The sequence below is a fragment of the Sphingomonas sp. RS6 genome, assembly GCF_054489705.1.
This window is the reverse complement of record NZ_JBTMWM010000001.1, coordinates 822,285-842,419: the sequence shown is the minus strand read 5'-3', so window position 1 is coordinate 842,419 and position 20,135 is coordinate 822,285. Positions and strand designations below refer to the sequence as shown.

19 protein-coding genes are annotated in these 20,135 nt (G+C 68.2%); 9 read left to right on the top strand and 10 right to left on the bottom strand.

Going from position 1 to position 20,135, the window contains the following annotated elements; translation table 11 throughout:
* The first annotated feature begins 54 nt into the window (after nt 1–54).
* The 4 genes from ACX40Y_RS04055 (at nt 55) to ACX40Y_RS04040 (ending at nt 4,416) form a co-directional block, all read left to right on the top strand.
* Complete coding sequence (locus ACX40Y_RS04055) at nt 55–1,242, top strand: polysaccharide biosynthesis/export family protein (RefSeq protein ID WP_459118240.1); 1,188 nt, start codon at nt 55–57, stop codon at nt 1,240–1,242.
* Between the two features lie 72 nt (nt 1,243–1,314).
* Complete coding sequence (locus ACX40Y_RS04050) at nt 1,315–1,713, top strand: DUF2946 family protein (RefSeq protein ID WP_459118239.1); 399 nt, start codon at nt 1,315–1,317, stop codon at nt 1,711–1,713.
* A 120-nt stretch (nt 1,714–1,833) separates the two neighbouring features.
* On the top strand, nt 1,834–3,870 hold the full coding sequence (locus tag ACX40Y_RS04045; protein WP_459118238.1) for a TonB-dependent receptor family protein: 2,037 nt from the start codon (nt 1,834–1,836) through the stop codon (nt 3,868–3,870).
* A gap of 15 nt (nt 3,871–3,885) precedes the next feature.
* Entirely contained in the window at nt 3,886–4,416 is a 531-nt protein-coding gene (locus ACX40Y_RS04040; protein ID WP_459118237.1) for a YcnI family protein, read from the top strand.
* Nucleotides 4,417–4,454: 38 nt separating this feature from the next.
* Here ACX40Y_RS04040 and ACX40Y_RS04035 read toward each other — a convergent pair whose 3' ends face one another.
* Both ACX40Y_RS04035 and ACX40Y_RS04030 read right to left on the bottom strand, forming a co-directional pair.
* Nucleotides 4,455–5,186, bottom strand: a complete 732-nt coding sequence (locus tag ACX40Y_RS04035; protein ID WP_459118236.1) for a ZIP family metal transporter — start codon at nt 5,184–5,186, stop codon at nt 4,455–4,457.
* Nucleotides 5,187–5,299: 113 nt separating this feature from the next.
* Nucleotides 5,300–6,205, bottom strand: coding sequence for a manganese catalase family protein (locus ACX40Y_RS04030; protein WP_459118235.1), 906 nt, complete (start codon nt 6,203–6,205; stop codon nt 5,300–5,302).
* On the opposite strand from ACX40Y_RS04030, the gene ACX40Y_RS04025 reads away from it, so the two are divergent.
* Complete coding sequence (locus ACX40Y_RS04025; RefSeq protein ID WP_459118234.1) at nt 6,198–6,719, top strand: hypothetical protein; 522 nt, start codon at nt 6,198–6,200, stop codon at nt 6,717–6,719. The genes ACX40Y_RS04030 and ACX40Y_RS04025 overlap by 8 nt on opposite strands.
* A 54-nt stretch (nt 6,720–6,773) precedes the next feature.
* On the opposite strand, the gene ACX40Y_RS04020 is transcribed toward ACX40Y_RS04025, so the two are convergent.
* From ACX40Y_RS04020 to pdxH, 7 genes are all read right to left on the bottom strand, one after another.
* A complete protein-coding gene (locus ACX40Y_RS04020; protein WP_459118233.1) occupies nt 6,774–7,268 on the bottom strand; it encodes a hypothetical protein in 495 nt (164 codons plus the stop codon).
* A 115-nt stretch (nt 7,269–7,383) separates the two neighbouring features.
* Entirely contained in the window at nt 7,384–7,989 is a 606-nt protein-coding gene (locus tag ACX40Y_RS04015; RefSeq protein WP_459118232.1) for a cysteine hydrolase family protein, read from the bottom strand.
* 21 nt (nt 7,990–8,010) lie between these two features.
* On the bottom strand, nt 8,011–8,190 hold the full coding sequence (locus ACX40Y_RS04010) for a hypothetical protein (RefSeq protein WP_459118231.1): 180 nt from the start codon (nt 8,188–8,190) through the stop codon (nt 8,011–8,013).
* 63 nt (nt 8,191–8,253) lie between these two features.
* Nucleotides 8,254–9,372: an MFS transporter gene (locus tag ACX40Y_RS04005; RefSeq protein WP_459118401.1), complete on the bottom strand. Its 1,119-nt coding sequence runs from the start codon at nt 9,370–9,372 to the stop codon at nt 8,254–8,256.
* Nucleotides 9,373–9,519: 147 nt separating this feature from the next.
* Entirely contained in the window at nt 9,520–10,311 is a 792-nt protein-coding gene (locus tag ACX40Y_RS04000; RefSeq protein WP_459118230.1) for a PhzF family phenazine biosynthesis protein, read from the bottom strand.
* The gene (locus ACX40Y_RS03995) at nt 10,308–11,225 is read right to left on the bottom strand and encodes a cation diffusion facilitator family transporter (RefSeq protein ID WP_459118229.1); all 918 of its coding nucleotides are present in this window, start codon (nt 11,223–11,225) and stop codon (nt 10,308–10,310) included. Before ACX40Y_RS03995 ends, ACX40Y_RS04000 begins: the two co-directional genes overlap by 4 nt.
* On the bottom strand, nt 11,222–11,800 hold the full coding sequence (gene pdxH / locus ACX40Y_RS03990; RefSeq protein WP_459118228.1) for a pyridoxamine 5'-phosphate oxidase: 579 nt from the start codon (nt 11,798–11,800) through the stop codon (nt 11,222–11,224). The genes ACX40Y_RS03995 and pdxH overlap by 4 nt, the downstream gene beginning before the upstream one ends.
* Before the next feature lie 97 nt (nt 11,801–11,897).
* Here pdxH and ku point away from each other — a divergent pair, with 97 nt between their 5' ends.
* The 4 genes from ku to ACX40Y_RS03970 all read left to right on the top strand — a co-directional run bounded on the left by ku (nt 11,898) and on the right by ACX40Y_RS03970 (nt 18,768).
* Complete coding sequence (gene ku, locus ACX40Y_RS03985; protein WP_459118227.1) at nt 11,898–12,746, top strand: non-homologous end joining protein Ku; 849 nt, start codon at nt 11,898–11,900, stop codon at nt 12,744–12,746.
* Entirely contained in the window at nt 12,739–15,246 is a 2,508-nt protein-coding gene (gene ligD, locus ACX40Y_RS03980; RefSeq protein WP_459118226.1) for a DNA ligase D, read from the top strand. Before ku ends, ligD begins: the two co-directional genes overlap by 8 nt.
* A 157-nt stretch (nt 15,247–15,403) precedes the next feature.
* A complete protein-coding gene (locus tag ACX40Y_RS03975; protein WP_459118225.1) occupies nt 15,404–17,884 on the top strand; it encodes a circularly permuted type 2 ATP-grasp protein in 2,481 nt (826 codons plus the stop codon).
* The gene (locus tag ACX40Y_RS03970) at nt 17,884–18,768 is read left to right on the top strand and encodes a transglutaminase family protein (protein ID WP_459118400.1); all 885 of its coding nucleotides are present in this window, start codon (nt 17,884–17,886) and stop codon (nt 18,766–18,768) included. The genes ACX40Y_RS03975 and ACX40Y_RS03970 overlap by 1 nt, the downstream gene beginning before the upstream one ends.
* Here the strand turns inward: ACX40Y_RS03970 and ACX40Y_RS03965 are convergent.
* The gene (locus ACX40Y_RS03965) at nt 18,765–19,934 is read right to left on the bottom strand and encodes a phospholipase D-like domain-containing protein (protein WP_459118399.1); all 1,170 of its coding nucleotides are present in this window, start codon (nt 19,932–19,934) and stop codon (nt 18,765–18,767) included. The two genes, ACX40Y_RS03970 and ACX40Y_RS03965, sit on opposite strands and share 4 nt — an antisense overlap.
* Between the last annotated feature and the right edge of the window lie 201 nt (nt 19,935–20,135).

The following is a 20,135-nucleotide window of genomic DNA, read 5'->3' as shown; positions in this document are numbered from 1 at the left end:
TATCGTCAAAACATGCCTAAAGCGGCCGCGAATGCGGTTGGAGTATCAGGGTAAATGAGCGTTCCGAACTTGCGACGTAAACCGGCCGCCGTTTCACTGGTCTTGCTGGCGTTGCTGCCGTCGCTTGTCGGCGGGTGCAGTACGCTGGGCGCGAGCGGCCCCAGTTCCCGTGCGGTGATGAGCGCCGGCGACAAGCATGATTCCGTCATCAAGGTCGTCGACGTCACCAACGACGTGGCACAACGCGTTCTTCATGACGATCAGCGCGCAGGCTTCGTGGAGACTTTTGGCGAAGGCAATCCGGTTGCGACCCGGATCGGCAAGGGTGACGCACTGGACATCGCGATCTGGGAGGCTCCGCCCGCTGCCCTGTTCGGGACCATGACGGTGGATGCCCAGCTCCCCGGCATCGCGCCGACGGCACGCAACGCCAATCTGCCGCAGCAGATTGTGGACGATGCCGGAACGATCACGCTGCCGTTCGTCGGGAGGCTTACCGCCGCAGGTCGCACCCCGAACGAACTCGCAAATCAGATCACGGCGCGACTGGCCGGCAAGGCGCATGAACCGCAGGTCGTCGTTCGGATCGTAATGAACCGGACATCGAACGTCACCATTGTCGGTGATGTGGCCACCAGTTCGGTCATCCCGCTCACACCCAAGGGCGAACGGCTGCTGGATGCCGTCGCCGAGTCAGGCGGCGTAAAGCAGCCGGTGGGCAAGACGACGATCCAGATCGCGCGTGAGGGCCGCGTCGTGACGATGCCGCTGGAAACCATCATCCGCGATCCGCGCCAGAACATTTATCTCGCGCCCAGCGACGTCATAACCGTTCTCTACCAGCCCTACAGCTTCACGGCCTTAGGCGCCGTGACCAACAATGCCGAAATCAGTTTCGAGGGCACGGGAATCACGCTGGCCCAGGCACTTGGGCGAATCGGCGGCCTGCAGGATTCGCGCGCGAATGTCCGCGGTGTCTTCATCTTCCGCCTCGAACGGCCCTCGGCGCTGGATCCGGCGGTCGCTGCGCATGCGCGCACGACACCCGACGGTCGGGTTCCGGTGATCTATCGCATCGATCTGAAGAACCCTGCCTCCTTCTTCATCGCGCAGGGTTTTCCCATCCACAATCAGGATGTTCTGTACGTCTCGAACGCCCCGGGGGTCGACTTGCAGAAGTTCGTGTCGATCGTGTCGCAGATGGCATTCTCGGTGATCGGGATCAGCAACGCCGTCAACTAATCGCCGGCGCAACGTCGGTGCGGCAATCTGTATCATTGCCCACCGGCCTGCCGCCGCTTAGACAGGGCCTCAATGACCCGGCTGCGCCGCCTGTTCCGCGCAAGTCCCTGGCTCGCCGCGCTGTTGGTCGCGGCGGCGCTGCTGGTGCGTGTTGCGGTGCCTGCCGGGTTCATGCCGGTGGCAGATACGAATGGATCACTGCGGCTGGCCTATTGCAGCGGCTATGGGCCCGCCCCGTCGGTCGCCGCCACCATGCAAGGCATGTCGCATGAGCCGGGCGAGATGCAGATGAAATCGCCCTGCGCCTTTGCCGATCTCACGCTTGCCCTGATCGGTGGCGCCGATCCGGTGCAGCTCGCCGCGCTGTTGCTGTTCGTGCTGGCGGCGGGCCTCACCCTCGCGCTTCCCCGTCCGCCGCGCGCGCCCGCGCGGCTGCGCCCGCCGCTGCGTGCCCCGCCGCTGATCGGCTGAGCCGCTCGCGCCGTCGCGCCGGTTTCCATTTTGGAACCGGCGGCACGGCGCCGTGCGATCTACCCAATCAACGCAAACATGCAGGCGCGGGGTACCCGCGCCGCCAAAGGGGCTGTTCCAATGAAGACCATCGTTTTCGGCGCCGTCCTGGCGTCGAGCGCCGCCATGCCGGCCATCGCGCAGACTGCCGCCGGCAATCCCGATCCGGAAATCATCGTCACCGCACAGGCCAACCCGGACGACCCCGCCGTCATCGCACACGCGCGCGAACGGCTGGCGCGGACGCCGGGATCGGTGTCGGTCGTCGCCGCCGAAGCGGTGCAGGACCGCGTGCTCGTCGGCATGCCCGATCTCCTGCGCGACGTGCCCGGCGTGCTCTCGAACAAGCGCTATGGCGAGGAATCGCGCCTATCGATCCGCGGCTCGGGGCTCGATCAGAGCTATCATCAGCGCGGCGTTCTGCTCGCGCAGGACGGCGTGCCGTTCGCCGATGCCGACGGCTTTTCGGACCTGCAGAAGATCGATCCGCTCGGTGCGCGCTATATCGAGGTGTACAAGGGCGGCAACGCGCTGCGCTTCGGCGGCGCCCAGCTCGGCGGCGCGGTCAACCTGATCACCCCCAACGGCAAGACTGCTGCCACCCCCTTTTCGATGCGGCTCGAAGGCGGCGCGTTCGAAACCTGGCGTGCTCAGGCGGCGGGCGGCGCGACGGCGGGGGCGTTCGACTATTATGTCTCGCTCAACAACTATCATTCGGACGGCTATCGCCAGCAGGAGAAACAGGACCAGACGCGCGGCACGATCAATCTCGGCTACAGTTTCGGTGAGGACAGCGAGGTCCGGCTGATCGGCTATGCCGCCGATATCGATCAGGGCGTACCGGGATCGCTGAGCCTTGCCGATGCGCTCGGTAATCCGCGCATCGCCGGCGCCGGCGCGGTCGCTCGCCGCCAGGCGCGCGACCAGACGGTGAAGCGCGTCACCCTGCAGACCCGCCTGCGGCTCTCGACGGGGCTGGTGTTCGAAGGCGGCGTCTATGCGACGCAGACCGATCTGCACCACCCGATCTCGATCGTGATCGATCAGGATACCAACACACAGGGCGGCTTCGGCCGGTTCGATCTCACCGGCACGATCGCCGGCCATCGCGCCGATCTGTTCTTCGGCGCCTATTATCGCCGGGGCGGCACGCACCAGGATCTGTTCACCAACAACCTCGGCGCAAACGGCGTGCGTATCGGCAATTCGCAGCAGGATGCGAGCGGGCTCGACCTGTTCGCGGAGGGTCGCTTCTTCGTCGTGCCCGATCTCGCGCTGGTCGCCGGCGCCTCCTGGGGCCGCGCTACCCGCGATTACGACAACCGCCTGTCCGCCCGAAGCGACGAGGCCAGCTATGACTGGTTCGCCCCGCGCGCCGGCCTGCTCTACGAAAAGGGCGGTGTGCAGGTCTATGCCAATGTCACCCGCTCGGTCGAACCGCCGCATTTCGGCGCGCTGACCCAGACCAACACCAGCGGCCAGCTGTTCGTGCCGCTCGACAGCCAGCGCGCCTGGACTGCCGAAATCGGCACGCGCGGCCGCGCCGGCCCCTTCACCTGGGATCTGACCGGCTACCGTGCGACCGTCGAGGGCGAGTTGCTCAGCTATCTGCCCGACGCAAACCTGGCCGCGACGGTGTTCAACGCCGGACGAACGCGCCATGCCGGGATCGAGGCCAGCCTCGACTGGACGCTCTATCGCAGCCGCACCAGCCATGTCCGCCTGCGCCAGACCTATGCCTGGAGCGATTTCCACTTCGTCGACGATCGCGCCTATGGAAACAATCGCCTGCCGGTAGCGCCCGAGCATCAGTATCGCGCCTCGCTACGCTATGACGGCCCGCACGGCCTGTTCCTTGAACCGTCCATCGACTGGCGGCCCAAGGCGGTCTGGGTCGATTATGCCAATACGCTGAAGGCGCCGGGCTATGCGCTGCTCGGCCTCGGCGCCGGCGTCGCGGTCGGCCCCGCCACGCTGTTCGTCGATGCCCGCAACCTGACCGACAAGCGCTACACCGCCGAATTCGGCGCGGTCACCGATGCGCGTGTCGCCAGCACTGCCGTGTTCTTTCCCGGCGAAGGGCGGTCGCTGTTCGGCGGCGTCCGTCTCGCCTTCTGATCAAGGAGAATTTCCATGCGAATCCTGTCATCGCTCGCCGCCGCATCGCTGCTGGTCGTGCCCGGCGCCGCGCTGGCCCATATCGTCTTCGCCGAGCCCCAGGCCGCACCCGGCAGCTATTATGCCGGCTTCCTGCGCGTCGGGCATGGCTGTGACGGCCAGGACACCGTCTCGATCCGCGTCGAGATCCCCGAAGGCGTGGTCTCCGCGCGGCCCCAGCCCAAACCGGGCTGGACGCTCGCGATCGAGCACGCGCCGCTCGCCACGCCGGTAAAGGGCGAAGGCGGCGCCACCATCACCACGCGCGTCTCGGCGATCACTTGGACCGGCCGGCTGCCCGCCGATCAGTTCGATCAGTTCGGCCTGATGATGAAGCTGCCCGATACCGCCGGGCCGCTTTACTTCCCCACCGTGCAGCGCTGCACCGGCGACGAAAACGCCTGGATCAACCTGCCCGCCAGTCCGGCGGCATGGCACGCGACCAAGATGCCCGCGCCGATGCTGATGCTGGCCTCGCCCGAAGGCGCCGGTCACGCCGCCCACTGAACGCCTGCGCCGCGCGCCACCACCGGCGCGCGGCCGGTTCAGCCGAACGCGGTGTCGAGGAACATCATCGCCGCCAACCCCAGCATCAGCCCCGCCGACGCCCGGCCGCCGCCCGCCACGCGGCGATGCGCATCGGGAATGATGTCCGACGCCACGACATAGATCATCGCCCCGGCCGCCAGCCCCAGTCCCCAGGGCAGCAATGCCTGCGCAAAGGCGACGATGCTGACGCCGATCAGCCCGGCGACCGGCTCGACCAGCCCCGATCCGAGCGCCACCAGGCACGCCGCCACGCGGCCATAGCCGGCGCTCGCCAGCGCCACCGCGACCGCCAGCCCTTCGGGGATGTTCTGGATGCCGATGCCCAGCGCCGTCGCGCGGCCGGCGGCAAGATCGCCCCCGCCGAAGCTGACGCCCACCGCCATTCCCTCCGGCAGATTGTGGAGCGTGATCGCCAGCACGAACAGCCAGATGCGCCGCGCCGGTGCGCCGGTCGCCAGCCTCGCGGCTGCCTGCGCCTCGTCACCGGGCAACAGCGCGTTGATCCGGGCGATGGCGAACGCGCCGAGCAGCACCGCGGCGCACACCAGCAGTGACGCCATGACGCTGCTCATCCCGCGCGCCTCGGCATGGTCGATCGCCGGGAGGATCAGTGAGAAAAACGACGCCGCGAGCATCACGCCCGCGGCAAAGCCGAGCAGCAGATTCTGCCGCTCGGCGGTCGGCCTGCGCATGAACAGCACCGGCAACCCGCCGATGCCCGTCGCCATTCCGGCACAAAGGCTGCCAAGCGCCCCCGAAGCGATGATCGAGCCTGTGTCCATGCCGCTCCGGGAAACGCGCCGTCCGGCCGGGTGATCCCGGCCGGACGGCGATGCTTCGGTCAGGCCGGTTCGGAGACCGGCTTGGTGCGGCCGGCGCCGGGGCCGGCGCCCAGATCGCTGCCCGTGGTCGGATTGATCGAGGGATCGGATTTGGTGCGATCAGCCAGCTGCGTCAGCGCACTCGTGTCGTCGGCATCGAGATCGACGGTCGGCATGCCGTCGCCGCCATCGGCGGGCAGGGTTTTGCTCAGATCGTCGATCCGGTCCCATTCCTCGCCGCTGTTCCACGGGCCGGTCATGTCGCCCTCGCCCTGCGACGTGTTGACATAGGTGCTGGCATATTTCTGGATGCCCGGCAGCTTGCCCGGCGGGAAATTGTCGTCGATCGAATAGAGCGCCTTCTCGAACGATTTCTGATGCGCGATCTCGCGCGTCATCAGAAAGCCGAGCGCATCCTTGATGCCGGGATCGTCGGTGATGTTGATCAGCCGCTCATAGACGATCTTCGCCCGGCTCTCGGCGGCGATGTTCGATCGCAGGTCACAGGTCGGATCGCCGCGGCTGTCGACATAGGCTGCCGTCCACGGCACGCCCGACGAATTGGTGAGCGACGGGCCGCCGCCATAGAGCAGCGCCTGGGTATGGCTGTTGCCGCCCTTGTTGAGCGCCATGTAGAGCTCGGCCTCTTCCATGTCGCCTTCGGAGATGTGGGCCTTCACGCCCTTGTTGAGCATCGCGACGATCGATCCGATCACCTCGAGATGGCTCAGCTCCTCCGTCGCGATGTCGAGCAGCATGTCCTTGCGGCCGGGATCGTCCTCCGCCAGCCCTTGCGTGAAATAGCGCATGGCGGCGGCCAGCTCGCCGTCGGGGCCGCCAAATTGTTCGAGCATCAGCGAACCGAGCGCAGGGTTCGGCTCGGCCACCCGCACCGTATATTGCAACCGCTTGTTGTGCATGAACATCGCTTCATCTCCTGATCGATTGTGCTCTGGTCAACAGCGGATGAACGATCGCGATGTTTCCACGCCCGGCGGCGTCATCGAATATTTCGATCTATACATGGATCAGTCCGGCGATGACATTGCCCGAGCGGCGCGCTTCGTTTCGGCTTCTTCAACAATGCTTGCGATTTCGGCTGAACGAACGAACCGATCGTGCCCGTCGTCAGGAACGGTGCCGTGCGGCGCTTCGTTGTCGTCCTGTTCGATCCGCGAATCCAGGAGCAAGCCGATGACCGACAAGCAACCGATTCAGGCAAATGGCGATGACGGAAAGAAAGGGGCGCGCGACGGCGTGTCGGAGGCCGGCACGCACGGCCGCTCGGCCGGGGAAAGCCAGGGCGGCGCCTATCCCAACCCCTATCCCGACAAGGCCCGCCGCCACGCGCCGGGCGATTTCATGGGGCATGGCGGCCAGACGCACATCAATTATGAGGGCGGCGACAATCCCAACGCCACCACCGAAGACGAAGACTGACGCGAGCGGCGCCGCCTTCTCCCGGCGAGAAGGCGGCGTTTGCGGGCCGGGCGATCAGCCGATGGCGGGGGCCTGCGCCCGCGCGACCCCGGCCGGCTCGATCGAGGTCGGCCCGGCCTCGCCTGCGCTGTCGCTGACGCTCGTCCCGCGCCTGTCCTCGGCGGACTCGTCGTCCTGCCGCACGGGCAGCGTCTTGCCGGTCGTCCGATCGAGCCCGAGCGCCGTCACCACGTCGATAGCGGTTGCTGCCGCGACGAATGCGATCGCGCCCCACACCGCCTTGTTGTCGGGCGCGCGTCGGGCGGCGAGGCCCAGCGCAGCAATGTCCATCGCGTCGCCGGCCACCCGGTTCCATACCCGCACGCTGTGCGCCGGGTTGGCGAGCAATGCTGCACCGGCGAGCATCTCGCGCGCGCCGAAGGCGCGAACCAGGCCGTCCTGCTCGTCCGCCGCCAGGCCGCGCGCGATGCGCTTCGATGCCACCAGCTCTGCAATGCCGAGCCCGATTGAAAACAGGCCGAGGCCAAATCCGATCTTGCGATAATCCATCATGCCGGTTCCTTGCGCTTCGAGGATCGATGCGCCCGGCATGGCGACGCCGGACCGCGACCAACCAACCGCCGGGCACGCATCGTCGTTCCGGCTATTCCACGAGCGAAATCAATCACCTGCTATCGGCGATCCAGTCGGCGGGCGGCCGCGCGTCGATGGCCGCGACGTCCGCGCCCATGCTCTGCGCGATGATCTCCAGCGCCCAGCGGCCGCGATCCTCGTCCTTCGTGGCGACGGCGTCCTCGGGAACCCAGAGCGAATAGTCGCGCATATGTGCATCGCCTGCGGTGAACAGCACACAGATGTCGGTCGCCACGCCGGTCAGCACCAGCCGGCGCGCGCCCAGCTTGGGCAGCAGCACCGGCAGGTTGGTGGCATAGAAGCCGGAAAATTGCGGCTTCAGCACGAAATAGTCGCACTCGCGCGGCTTGAGCCGGGCCAGCGGGCCGGCGGCATCCGTCAGCGCCTGATCGACCAGCCGTGACTTTTCCGAATGCCATTCGCCGAAATTGTCGTTCACATAGATGGTCGGCAGTCCGGCGGCGTCGAACGCGTCGCGCAGCTTCAGGATCGGCCCGGCGATCCTTGTGGCCTTCGCCCGCACCTGTTCGCCGCCGTCGAAATCGAACCGGTTGATCATGTCGATGATCAGCAGCGCCGCCGACGCGCCGGGTGCATCGCGGCTGGGCGTGGTGGCGCCGCTTTCCGCTTCGGTCACATCCCGCCTCCGCCGCCGGCCTCAGCCTTCATCCTGGCCGCGGTCGAGCGTGTCGCTGGGATGGCGGGCGTCGCCTTGCGGCTGATGCTCGGTCGACCGGTTCGCGCCGGGCTGCGTCTCGGTCCCGCCCGTCTCGCGCTTGTGCCCCGGCTCGGTCGACGGGTTGGGGCACGGCTGGGTGTGCGTTTCGGAGTCGGGCATCGTGTTTCTCCTGCTGCCCCGAAAACGAAGCGCGGGCGTCGCCGTTCCTTCGCCCGCTCGCCGCTAGCGCTGGCCGCGGCGCCAAAGCTGCAGCGCCGCCGCCGCGATGGAGGCGCCGCCGCCCAGCAGCGTCACCCCCGTCCAGCCCGCCGCTTCCCAGGCGAGCGTCGCCGCCGCCGATCCGCTCGCGCCGCCCAGGAACATCGATCCCATCAGCACGGTGTTGATCCGCGCGCGCGCCTCGGGCCGCAGCGCGTAGACGATGTGCTGATTGGAGACGAGCGCCGACTGCACCGCGAAGTCGAGCAGGATCACGCCGAGCACCAGCCCCGCGATGCTCGGCCACAGCCCGAAGATCGCCCAGCTCGCCACCGCCAGCACCGCGCCGAGCAGCACCACCAGATGCGGGCCGCGTCGATCGGCGACGCGCCCCGCGATCGGCGCCGCCAGGATACCCGCCGCGCCCACCACGCCGAACAGCCCGGCGACATCGGCGCCAAGCCCGAAGCGCGGCGATTGCAGGTAGAGCGCCAGGATCGTCCAGAAGGCGGTAAAGCCGCCGAACAGCAGCGCCTGCGTGATCGATGCCAGCCGCAGCGGCGCGAATTCGCTCCAAAGCGCGCCCAGCGAGCGCAGCAGCGCGCCATAGCTGATTCCGGCATCCGGGTGGCTGCGCGGCAATCGCCACGCCATCAGCGCCGCGGTGCCGAGCGCCAGCGGCACGCCCAGCCAGAACATCGCCCGCCACCCCGCATGCGTGCCGACAAAGCCGGAGAGCGTCCGGCTGAGCAGAATGCCGCAAAGCAGCCCCGCCATCACCGTGCCCACGGTCGCGCCGCGCCGGGCGGGGTCGGCCAGGTGCGCCGCGAGCGGCACGATCTGCTGCGCCACCGTCGCCGCCGCGCCGACGAGCAGCGACGCGCCGATCAGCAGCCAGGCATTGGGCGCCGTCGCAGCGATCGCCAGTGCCCCCGCGAGCACCAGGAATTGCAACACGATCAGCCGCTTGCGCTCGTGCAGATCGCCGAGCGGCACCAGCAGGAACAGCCCGGCGGCATAGCCGAGCTGCGTCGCGGTGGGCACCAGCCCGGCCGGCTGGCCCGCCAGATCGCGCTCGATGATGCCCAATAGCGGCTGGTTGTAATAGATGTTGGCGACCGCCAGCCCTGCCGCGACGGCCATCGCGAGCGTCAGGCTGCGCGGCAACGCGGACGGAGCGGCAGAACTGGCGGTGGCATTCACGCGGCAATCTCCTCGGCGGTCAGCGCCCACAGATAGGGGGCGCTGACCGCCACCGTTACTGTCCGATGGTTTGGGCTGAAAAAGCGGTCAGAGCGCGAAGCTGCCCTCGATCACGGTGACGCACGCGCCGCCCAGGATCACCCGGTCGCCGTCGAGCCGGCAATCGACATGGCCGCCGCGCCGCGACGCCTGATAGGCGGTGAAGTGCGAACGGCCGAGCCGATCGGCCCAATAGGGTGTCAGCACCGCATGTGCCGATCCGGTGACAGGATCCTCGTCGATGCCCGCCGCCGGCGCGAACACGCGGCTGATGACGTCGGTGTCGCGGCCCGGCGCGGTGACGATGTTCAGCGTATCCCCCAGCGCGGCGAGCGCGCGGAAATCGGGTGCGAGCGCCAGCACCGCCTCGGCATCGGGCAGCACGACAAGGTCATAGCCGCTCGGATGGTGCAGCGTCTCCGCCTCGGCGACGCCCAGCGCGGCGAGCAGGCCCGGGATCGGCTTCGGTGCCACCGGATAGGCTGGAAGTGCCAGCGCATAACGGTCGCCGTCGCGGCGCACCTCGAGCACGCCGGCCTTGCGGGTGAGGAAGGTCGCGCGCGCGCCGTCGGGCTGGTCTTGCAACAGGAAATGCCCGCTGGCGAGCGTCGCATGGCCGCACAGCGCGACTTCCACCGTCGGCGTGAACCAGCGCAGCTCGTAATCGGCCGCGCCGCTCCGATCGGGCACCAGGAACGCGGTTTCGGCCAGGTTGTTCTCGGCCGCGATCGCCTGCAGCACCGCATCGTCGAGCCACTGGTCGAGCGGCATCACCGCCGCCGGATTGCCGCCGAAGGGGCGCTTCGAAAAGGCATCGATCTGGGCAAAACGCAGCTTCATGTCTCGACATCCTTGAGCAAGTTGGTTTCCGCCATCGCATTGTCGGGTTCGTCGACATGACCGTCGGGATCGACATGGATCAGGATTTCGGTGTCGGGAAAGGATTCGCCCAGCGCCGTCTCCAGCCGCTCGACCACGTCATGTGCCTCGGCGATCGTCATGCTCGGGCGCATGCTGACATGGAATTGCACGAAGTCGCGATTGCCGCTGGTGCGCGTACGCAGGTCGTGCAGGCTGTTCAGCTCGGGATGCTCAGCAGCGATCTCGACGAAGCGGCGGCGCTTCTCCTCCGGCCATTCGCGGTCCATCAGCTGATCGATCGCCGCCACCGATGCCCGCCACGCGCCCCAGAGCAGCCAGAAGGCGATGGCGATGCCGAACACCGGATCGGCACCGGTCAGGCCCAGATAGCTTTCGCAGACCAGCGCCGCGATCACGGCGGCGTTCAGATAAAGGTCCGAACTGTAATGGATGCTGTCGGTGGTGATCGCGATCGATCCGGTCTGGCGGATCACCCGGCGCTGATACTGGGTGAGCGCCAGCGTCACCAGGATCGCCACCACCGATACCGCGATGCCGTCCGCCGGATGCGCGCTCGTCTGGCTCTGCACCAGCCGCTGCACCGCGCGCAGCAGGATCGCGAAGCCCGAAATGGCGATAATCACCACCTGGAACAAAGCCGCCAGCGCCTCGGCCTTGCCGTGGCCGAAGCGATGCTCGTCGTCCGCCGGCTGCGATGCCCAATGCACCCCGCCCAGCGTCACCAGCGAAGCAATGAGGTCGAGCCCCGAATCGGCGAGGCTGGCCAGCACCGCCACCGATCCGGTCTTCACCGCTGCATAGGATTTGAGAGCGCCGAGGAAGAGCGCGCTGCACACGCTTGCGATCGCGGCGCGACGGGCAAGGTTGGTCACGGGTAGAGCATGCCTTCCGACCAACCCTCGCCCGCGCGCACGAACACCCGGCGCTCGTGCAGCCGGTGTTCGCGGTCGAGCCAGAATTCGATCCGCTCAGGGCTCACGCGATAGCCGCCCCAATGCGGCGGGCGCGGTACCGGCTGACCCTCGAAGCGCGCCTGCACCTCGGCGAATCGCGCCTCGAAGGTGGCGCGGCTGTCCAGCGGCCGCGACTGGTCCGACGCCCAGGCGCCGAGCTGCGAATCGCGGCTGCGGCTGGCGAAATAAGCGTCCGACTCTTCGTCGCTCACGAACGCGACCGGCCCCTCAATGCGGATCTGCCGGCGCAGCGACTTCCAGTGAAACAGCAACGCGACATGGCCGTTCGCGGCCAGCTCGCCGGCCTTGCGGCTCTCGCGGTTGGTGTAGAACACGAAGCCGCGCTCGTCATAACCCTTGAGCAGCACCATCCGCACCGATGGCCGCCCTGCGGCATCCGCCGTGGCCAGCGCCACCGCGTTGGAATCGTTTAGTTCGGTGGTACGCGCCTCGGTGTACCAGTCGTGGAAAAGCGCGAAGGGATCGGTGCTCATGGGGTCTGCCTCTACAGCCTAAACGCCGCCGTTGCGATGGGCGGAACATGACGTCCTTTGGGGAATTGAATCGGGCCTGCAACGAGGAGACTTCCGCATGGCCGCGCGCGCCTATTGGCAGGGACAGATCCGGCTGGCCCTCGTTTCGATTCCGGTCGAGATCTACACCGCCACCAAATCCGGCGCGAAGATTGCGTTCCACCAGATCCACGAACCGAGCGGCCAGCGCATCAAATATGAAAAGGTCGCCCCCGGCGTCGGCGCGGTCGAGGCGGACGAGATCGTCAAGGGCTATGAGGTCGAGAAGGGCGAATATGTCCTGCTCGATCAGGACGAGATCGACGCGGTGAAGCTCGAATCGAAAAAGACGCTCGAACTCACCCAGTTCGTCGATGCCGACGAGATCGACGTGCTCTATTACGAACGCCCCTATTTCGTCGTACCCGCCGACGACCTTGCCGAGGAAGCCTTTATCGTGCTGCGCGAGGCGCTGCGCCGCGCGCGCAAGGTGGGCCTCGGCCAGCTGGCGATGCGCGGCCGCGAATATATCGTCAGCCTGAAGCCGTGCGGGCGCGGCATGATCCTCGAAACGTTGCGCTATGCCGACGAAGTGCAGAAGGCGCAGGGCTATTTCCGCGAGATCCCGGACAGCGAGCCCGATGCCGAACTGCTCGATCTCGCGCAGACGCTGATCGAGAAAAAGGCCGGCAAGTTCGATCCCAAGGGCTTCCACAACCGCTATGAAGACGCGCTGCGCGACCTGATCGAGAAGAAGAAAAAGGCCAAGGGCGCCAAGGTGATCGAGGATGCGGACAAGCCCGAAAGCCGCGGCTCGAACGTCGTCGATCTGATGGCGGCGCTCAAGAAGTCGCTCGGCCCGGGCGACGCCAAGCCCCCCGCCAAAAAGGCACCGGCGCGCAAACCGACGGCGAAGAAACGTGCCTGAGCCGGACAGCCTCGCCCGCTACAATGCCAAGCGGGACTTCGCCAAAACGGCCGAGCCTGCCGGCACGGTGGCGGCGGGCGCCGGCAACCGCTTCATCGTCCAGAAGCACGACGCCACCCGGCTCCACTGGGATTTCCGGCTCGAGGTGGACGGCGTGCTCAAAAGCTGGGCGGTGACGCGTGGCCCCAGCCTCGACCCCAACGAAAAGCGGCTCGCGGTCCGAACCGAGGATCATCCGCTCTCCTATGCCGATTTCGAAGGCACGATCCCCAAGGGCCAATATGGCGGCGGCACGGTGATGCTGTGGGACGATGGCCGCTGGGAACCCGTGCCCGGCAAGAGCGCGAAGGATCTGGAAAAGGGCCATCTCCATTTCGTGCTGCACGGGACAAGGATGCAGGGCGAATGGCTGCTGATCCGGCTGAAGCCGAGGGCTAGGGAAAAGGCCGAGAACTGGCTGCTCCGCAAGATCGACGACGCCTATGCGGGCGCAACCGACGAGCTGGTCGAAACCGCGCTCACCAGCGTCACCACCGGCCGCACGATGCAGGAGATTGCCGAAGGCAAAATCCTCCCCGAAACGGGGAGGGGGACCAAGCCGCACCGCGGCTTGGTGGAGGGGGCGCCCGGCAAGGGAAGTCGTTCCAGAAAGGGCACTGCCCAGCCAAAGCCCCCCTCCCCGTCCCGGGGAGGAACCAAGCCCCCCGCCTTCCAATCCCCCCAGCTCGCCACGCTGGTCGACACCGTTCCCACCGGCAACCAATGGCTCCACGAGATCAAGTACGACGGTTATCGCGCGCTGATCGCCACCGGCAGCGGCGGCCCCCGGATTCACACCCGCTCGGGCCTCGACTGGACCGGGAAATTCCCCGGCATCGCCGAAGCCGCCGCCGGCCTGCCGCCCGGTTCACTGATCGACGGCGAGATCGTCGCAATGAAGGACGAGCGGCCCGATTTCTCGACGCTTCAGGAGGCAATCTCCGCCGGCGGCGAGGGGCTGCGCTGCTTCGCCTTCGATCTGCTGATCGATGCGGGCGAGGACATCACCGCCCTGCCCCAGCGCGAGCGCAAGGAACGGCTCCGCGCGCTGCTGGACGGCGCCGACGATCGCATCCGCTTCTCCGAACATGTCGTCGGCAGCGGCGAGCAGCTGTTCGAGGCGATGTGCCGCGACGGCTTCGAAGGGATCGTCTCGAAGCGCGCCGACGCGCCCTATCGCGGCACGCGCAGCAAGGCGTGGCTCAAGATCAAATGCACCCACCGCCAGGAATTCGTGATCCTCGGCTGGACGCCCTCCAGCGCCCGCGGCCGGCCGTTCAAGTCGCTGCTGCTCGGGCTCAACGGCCCCGACGGCCTCGTCTATGCCGGCAAGGTCGGCACCGGCTTCAACACCGATACGCTCCTGTCGCTGCGCGAACGCCTCGACAGCCTCGCCACGGGCAAGCCGGCCGCAACGGTTCCCCGCGCCGAGGCGCGCGGTGCACGCTGGGTGAAGCCCGAACTCGTCGCCGAGATCGCCTTTGCCGAATTCACCGCCGAAAACGTCGTCCGCCACGCCAGCTTCCTCGGCCTCCGCGAAGACAAGGCTGCCGATGCGGTGGTGGCGGAAGCGCCGGCTGCGCTTCCCGAGGCCGCGCCGTCCGCGATCAAGATCAGCAGCCGCGACCGCGTGATCTTCCCCGAATCGAAACTCACCAAGGGCGATCTCGCCGATTATTATGCGGCCGTCGCCCCGATCGCGCTGCCCTGGCTCGCCGATCGCCCGATCAGCCTGGTCCGCTGCCCGCAAGGCCGCGCCAAGCAGTGCTTTTTCCAGAAGCACGACGCCGGCAGCTTCGGCGATCAGGTCCATCATGTCGACATTCGCGAGAAGGATGGATCGACCGAGCCCTATCTCTATGTCGCCGACGCCGACGGCATGCTCGCCTGCGTGCAGATGGGCACGATCGAATTTCACGGCTGGGGATCGCGCGTCGCCGATGTCGAAAAACCCGATCGGCTGGTGTTCGATCTCGATCCCGACGAGGGCCTCGATTTCGGCGTGGTGAAGAAGGCCGCCGAGCATCTGAAGGAGCAGCTCGCGGAGATCGGGCTGACCAGCTGGCCGATGCTCTCCGGCGGCAAGGGCGTGCATGTCGTGGTGCCGCTGGTGCCGAACGCCGAATGGCCGGCAGCGAAAAGCTTTTGCGAGCGCTTCGCCCGCGCGCTGGCACAGGCCGAGCCCGATCGTTTCACCGCGAACCTCAAGAAAGCGAGCCGCAAGGGCCGCATCTTCATCGATTATCTGCGCAACCAGCGCGGCGCGACGGCGGTGCTGCCCTATGTCGCCCGCGCCCGCGAAAACGCGCCCGTCGCCGCGCCCGTAACCTGGAGCGAGCTGCGCGACATCGACAGCGCGCGCATCTTCACGATCCGCGACGCCGCCACGCTGATCGAGCGCGCCGCCGGCCGCGCGCTTCGCGGCTGGGGGACCGCGGATCAGGCGCTGCCAGACCTTTGATCGTCCCGCTCCCACGCTAATCTTCCCCGCCGGTGCAACGCACCGCGCCGCCGACGGTTGTGAAAGGGAACGATGCGTTCGCTACACCCGCACATCTCCCGGTGTTGCATGGCACAATGGTTTCGCCCATCACCACCGCAGAGAAAGGGACGCAGCTGTGGCCAGCCTTGCCGAGGCGGGATTGTTCGATGCGGGCATGATCGCGGATCGTTGGATCGCCGACTATTGCGGCCATGCGCCCGAGGGCGACGTGCTGCGCGCGCGGCAGGCGGATGCCTGGAACACGCTGTTCGAGGAGCTGGCCGGCCTCTCGGGCGACGGGCTGACAATCGCCCGCGAACGGGCGCATCGCCATGCCGAGGACATCGGCACCGGCTATCGCATCGGCGACGAAGGCGATGAACGCCCCTGGCCGCTCTCGCCCGTGCCGCTGCTGATCGATCAGGCCGAATGGCGCGGCATCGAAGCCGGCGTCGCCCAGCGTGCCGAGCTGATGGAGCGGCTGCTGCGCGATCTTTACGGCCCGGCGCAGCTGGTGGCGGACGGGCATCTGCCCGCCGCGCTGCTCACCGGCAGCCCCTTCTTCCTGCGCCCGCTCACCCATCTCACGCCGCCGGGCGGGCATCATCTCCAGTTCGCCGCATTCGATCTGTGCCGCAGCCCCGACGGCCATTGGCGCGTGCTGGCGGACCATCTCCGCGCGCCCGCCGGCGCCGGCTATGCGCTGGAAAACCGGCTGGCGATCGCGCGCACGCTCGGCGGACTGCAGGGCCGGCTCAACATCGAGCGCCACGCGCCCTTCTTCGCCGCCTTTCGCGACGGTATCGCCGCCGCCTGCCAGCGCGCCGAACCGCGCATGGCGCTGCTCACCCCCGGCCGCTTCACCGCCAGCTATGCCGAACAGGCGCATCTCGCCCGTTATCTCGGCTTTCTGCTCGTCGAGGGCGCCGATCTCGCGGTGCTCGACGATCGCGTCTATGTCCGCACCATCGCCGGGCTGAAGCGCATCGATGCGCTGTGGCACCGCTTCGATCCGCGCTACCTCGATCCGCTCGCGCTCGATTCGCACTCGACGATCGGCGTCGCCGGCCTGATCGACGCGACGGTCGCCGGCAATGTCGTGATCGCCAATGCGCCCGGCGCCGGCCTGCTCGAGGCACCCGCCTTCGCCGCCTTCCTGCCTGGCCTCGCCCAGGTCCTGCTCGGCGAGCCCTTGCGCCTGCCCAACATCGCCACCTGGTGGTGCGGCCAGCCGGTCGAGGCGAGCCAGGTCCTCGCCAATCTCGATTCCATGCTGGTCGCGCCGGCCTTTGGCGTCGCGCCGCTCGGGCTGCCCGGCGGCAAGGCGGTGCTCGGCGCGCAGCTCGATCCGGCGGCGCGCGCGGCGCTCGGCGACGATATGACGCGCCGGCCGCAGGATTATGTCGGGCAGGAAATCGTCCACCTCTCGACGATGCCGTTCGTCGCCGAGGATCGGCTCGTCCCCCGCCCCTTCACGCTGCGCGTCTTCGCCGCGCGCGATGCCGATGGACGCTGGACCGTGCTCCCCGGCGGCTTTGCCCGGATCGGCGAACATGCCGATGCCCGCGCCGCGGTGATGGGCGAGGGCAGCTGGTCGGCCGATGTCTGCATCCACGGGCCCGATCCGGTCGCGCCGGTCTCGCTCCTGCCCTCGGGCGATTCGACCCAGCTGCGCCGCAATCCCGGCACGCTGCCCAGCCGCGTGGCGGACAATATGTTCTGGCTCGGCCGCTATCTGGAGCGCGGCGAGGCGCTGCTTTCGGTGCTGCGCGTGCTGCTCGGCCATTCGATCAGCGCGGATACCGGCGCGGCGCTCGCCGCCGACACGGTGGACCGGCTCGCCCGGCTGGTCGTCGCCGCCGGCGCCGCGCCCGCCCCGCGCGGGCTCAAGCGGCAGGATCTGACCCAGCTCGCCCGCACCGCGCTCGAATCGACCGAGGGTTTCACCAGCGTCCGCGCGATCAACCGCCAGGCGCGCTCGATCGGCGACGTATCGCGCGATCGGCTGTCGGCGGACATGATCCGGCTGCTCGATGCGCCCTTCCCCGAACGCGGCGTGCTGCTCGATCGCGCCGGCTCGCTCCAGCGGCGCTATTCGGCGCTCGCCGGCCAGGCGGCCGAGCATATGGGCCGCACCGATGCGTGGCGCTTCCACGATCTCGGCCGTCGGATCGAGCGCGCGCTGGCGACGATCGGCTTCCTGCGCGCGCTGGGTGGGCCGGCGGCCACCGCCGACGACCTCTCGACGCTGCTCGACCTTGCCGACAGCCAGATCAGCTATCGCCAGCGCTATCTCACCGGCATGGCGCGCGTCCCGGTGCTCGATCTGCTCGCGCTCGATCCCGGCAATCCGCGCGGGCTCGCCTTTCAGGCGGCGGCGATCTCGGCGCATCTCAACGCGTTGCCGGTGCTCTCCGACGACGGGCTGGCCGAGCCACAGCAGGAACAGGCGCGCGCAATCGCCGCCACGCTGGTGACGGCGCGCGCCACCGCGATCGACGATGCCTGGCTCGCCGATCTCCAGTCGCGGCTGTGGCGCCTCTCCGACGCGGTCGCCCGCCGCTATTTCCTCCACGGCGCCGAGCCGCTGCGCGCCGCCGGGCTCGTCCTCGCATGATGCTCTACCGCATCCGCCATGTGACGCGGTTCGACTATGCCCAGCCCGTCGCCTTCGCGCGCTGCAACCTGCGGCTGAAGCCGATCCTCTGGTCGGGCCAGATGATCGAGGATTATGCGCTGAGCATCCAGCCCGGCGGCCGCACCTATCCGGCGCGGGCCGAGGCCGGGCTCGCCAATGTCGTGCGGCTGGTGGTGGAGGATGACGCCAACAGCCTGACGATCGAAAGCAGCGCGCGCATCCGGGTCGACCGGCCGATCCCGATCCCCGCGCCGGGCGATCCGACAATCGCCGAAATCGCCGCGCTCGCCCGCGACAGCCGCGATCCGACGCCCGCCGGCCCCGCCGCCTATCTCTTCCCCTCGCCGCTGATCCCGCTCGATCGCGACATCGCTGCCTGGTGTGTCGAGGAGCTCGCGCCCGATCGCGGCATCCTCGACGCCGGCATCGCCCTCGCCCGCCGCATCCAGCGCGACTTCGCCTTCGATCCCACCGCGACCCTGGTCGATACGCCCCCGCACGAAGCCTTCGCCAAGCGGGGGGGCGTCTGCCAGGATTTCGCGCAGATCATGCTCTCCGGCCTGCGCGCCGCGGGGCTGCCCGCCGCCTATGTCTCGGGCTATCTGCGCACGCTGCCGCCGCCGGGCCAGCCGCGGCTGGTCGGCGCCGATGCGACGCACGCCTGGGTGCTCCTGTGGTGCGGCCCCGATCTCGGCTGGGTCGGCGTCGATCCCACCAACGGCATCTGGATGGCCGAGGACCATATCGTCATGGCGATCGGCCGCGACTATGCCGATATCGCCCCGATCGACGGCATCGTCCTCGGCTCGGGCGCGCAGAATATGCACGTTTCCGTCGACGTCGCCCCGCTCGAACCCGCCTAAAGCTCCACCGGCCCCTTGGCGCCGAAGTTCAGCCGGCGCGTGACGTTATAATCGAGCACCGCCATCACGAAATAGGCGGCGAACTGCTTCACCCGCACCCACCATCCGGTGCGCTCGCGGTAAAGCGCCGGCGTGATCCGCTCGGATTGCGCGACCTCGCCATCGACGTAGCGGCGGACATAGGCCGCGAACGCCGGATCGGCCACGCGCAGCATCAGCTCCAGGTTCAGGAACATGCTGCGGATGTCGAAATTGGCCGAGCCGATATGGACGACATCGTCGATCACATAGAGCTTGGTGTGCAGCTTTGTCGGCTGATATTCGTGGATTTCCACGCCCTTGCGCAGCAGCCCCGCATAGGTGAAGCGCGCCGCCCAGATCGCAGCCGTATGGTCGAGCTTCGCCGGCAGCACCAGCCGCGCCCGCCCGCGCCGCCCCACCCTGTCGAGCCGCCGCAGCATCGCCGGGCTCGGCGCGAAATAGGCGGCGATCAGGTCGAGCCGCCCGGCCCGGTCCATGTCGTGCTTCACCACCCGCGCCCAGGGCGACAGCCGCTGCATCGGCCCGCCGAGCAGCCAGCGCGCCTTGCCGTCCGGCTCGCTCCATTTCTTCAGCGTCCGGCCCAGCGCCCGCAGCGACGCGCGCGGTCGCTTCGCCCAGGCGGCGAGCGCATCGAAATAGCCGGTCAGCCGCTCGGCGGCCGGCCCCTCGACCAGCAGCCCCAGGTCGCGCCACGCATGATCGGCGGTGGTGCCGAAATAGCTGTCCTCGATGTTGAAGCCGCCGATGATGACGCGCGCCTCGTCGGCCAGCGCCAGCTTCTGGTGATTGCGCAGCAGATAGCGCCGGCCCCAGCGCGGCACGAACCGGCACACTTCGACCCCAGCCGTCTCCAGCGGCTCGAAGAAATGCCGGCTCTGGGCATGTTCGCTGCCCAGCCCGTCGACGATCAGGTGGACGCGCACGCCGCGCGCTGCCGCCTCGATCAGCGCCTGGCGGACCGCGGCACCGGCATCGTCATCGACATAGATGTAATAGAGCATGCGCAACGTCCGCGTCGCGCCGCCGATCAGCGCCAGCAGCGCATCGAGCCGCTCCGGCCCTTCGGTGATCAGCGTCAGCCGGTTTCCGTCGACCATGAATCCGGGCTGGGACAGCGTCGCCATCGCGCCGTGATGGCCGGGTTGGGGCGTTGCTGCAAGCGGCGCGGCATGGCGGTGGGGCGACATCGGCGTTCGGGGCTCCTGGGCGTTCGCCTGTGCAACGGTCGACGCGCGCTTCGGGTTCGTCGGGCACCGGCCCCGCGGATTTCTTGACAATCGCCGCCGCCCCGCCTAAGTCCGCCGTTCTTTCCCGGACACCATTAA